Annotated in this window: 2 pseudogenes; both read right to left on the bottom strand. The window is 75.6% G+C overall.

Features of this window, described 5'->3' with window-relative positions:
- Positions 1 to 710 (bottom strand): annotated as a pseudogene (locus MHW47_RS35395) (5,6-dimethylbenzimidazole synthase); the annotation flags it as partial.
- A 332-nt stretch (positions 711 to 1,042) separates the two neighbouring features.
- Positions 1,043 to 1,464 (bottom strand): annotated as a pseudogene (locus MHW47_RS35390) (precorrin-6y C5,15-methyltransferase (decarboxylating) subunit CbiE); the annotation flags it as partial.

Genomic DNA, 1,464 nt, shown 5'->3' with positions numbered 1-1,464 from the left:
TCGGACGCCGGCTGGGCGGGGTCCGCCGGGGTCGCCGGTGCCGCCGGAGCGACCGTTTCTGCTGCCGGGGCCCCGGCAGGCGTCGGGGCCGTCCACGCGTGGGTGTTCTGGGGCGGGATCGCGCCGAGCTGCGGGCCCGGAAGCGATTCGGGCTGCGGCTCGAAGTACTCCGGTTCGGCGGGCGGCGGGCCCGCGTGGCGGGCGGTCGTCTGGGTCTGGGCGGGGCCGCGGTCGGCCAGCGAGCGCACCACGCCGGCCCCCGACGTACCGCCGTAGGACGGCTCGGGCGAGGCCGGGCCGCGGTGCAGCGGGCGGCGCGCGGGGGTCTGGGGCTGCGGAGCGGGCGAGGGGATGCGGACGGCACCGAGGTCGACGGCGCCGGAATCGCGGCCTCCGGACTCGTGCGTACCCGGCAGCGGCTCGGCGGCCTGCTGCGTCGCGTACACCGGGGCCTGCTCCTGGAACTGGACGGGGCCCTGGGCCTGCGCCGGGTCCGCCGGCGGGTACGCGCCGTGCGCGCCCGTGGTGTCGGTGTGGTGGTGGGGGGCCTGGACCGGCTGGGGCTCGCCCCAGGCGCCCTGTGCGCTCGGCATCAGCAGGAGATCGTCGTCCTCGGGGGTGTAGGAGTCCGGCGCGGGGACGCCCGGCTGCTCCACCGTGCCCCCGTTCTCCGGCAGTCCCTCGGCCGGGATCTGGCCGGTGTCACTCATGCGTTCCCCTCGCCCATCGTCAGTGCTCCTTCGGCCCGTCGCCCTGGCACGCCCGGACACGGCACGCCGTGCTCGTCCGGTGGAACGAGCGGGCGCGCCGCGCGGCACGAATCGGTCGCGGACATCCTGCATTCTCGCGGTCGTTCGCCGCCGCGGCAGGTCATTTCGCCACGGCTCGCTGTGGACTGCGCCACGTTGCGCGTCCCAGGGTGTTGCCGTACCACAACGAGGGCCAAAACGGTCCCCTTTTCCGGACATTGACGAACGAAGCGACGAACGTCCGGGAGCGGTGCGACGATCGGCCAGCCTACCTCGCACCGCTTGCGGACGGGTCAGGGGGCAAGGTCCGAACGCAGTGCGGAAAGGAGAAAGACGACCGTGCGTTCGCGCTCCGACCAGGCGGTCGTGTCGAGTTCGACGGACTGGAGCAGCGAGCAGGACACCGTGTAGCCGTTTCCGGCCAGGGCGGCGCCCAGCGCCTCCGCCTCGTCGCGCGTGGAGGCATGGGTGACGATCCGTTCGGGCCGGCGGTCGGCGACGGCGGTGGCGACGGGGACGCCGCCGCCTCCGATGCGTACGACGTCGGGTTCGGGCAGGCGTTCCAGTACGTGCGGGGCGCGGCCCTCGACCACCTGGAGCTGGACGCCGAAGGCGCGGGCGGCGGCCGCGGTGCGGGCGCAGGCGGCGGGGTCGCTGTCCACCGCGAGGACCGCCGCGCCGAAGCGGGCCGCCTCCACGGCGAGCGCGCCGCCGC

It is taken from the genome of Streptomyces sp. OfavH-34-F, from assembly GCF_022347745.1.
GTDB lineage: Bacteria > Actinomycetota > Actinomycetes > Streptomycetales > Streptomycetaceae > Streptomyces.
The sequence above is the reverse complement of the archived record's forward strand: the minus strand, read 5'-3'. Positions and strand labels throughout refer to the sequence as shown.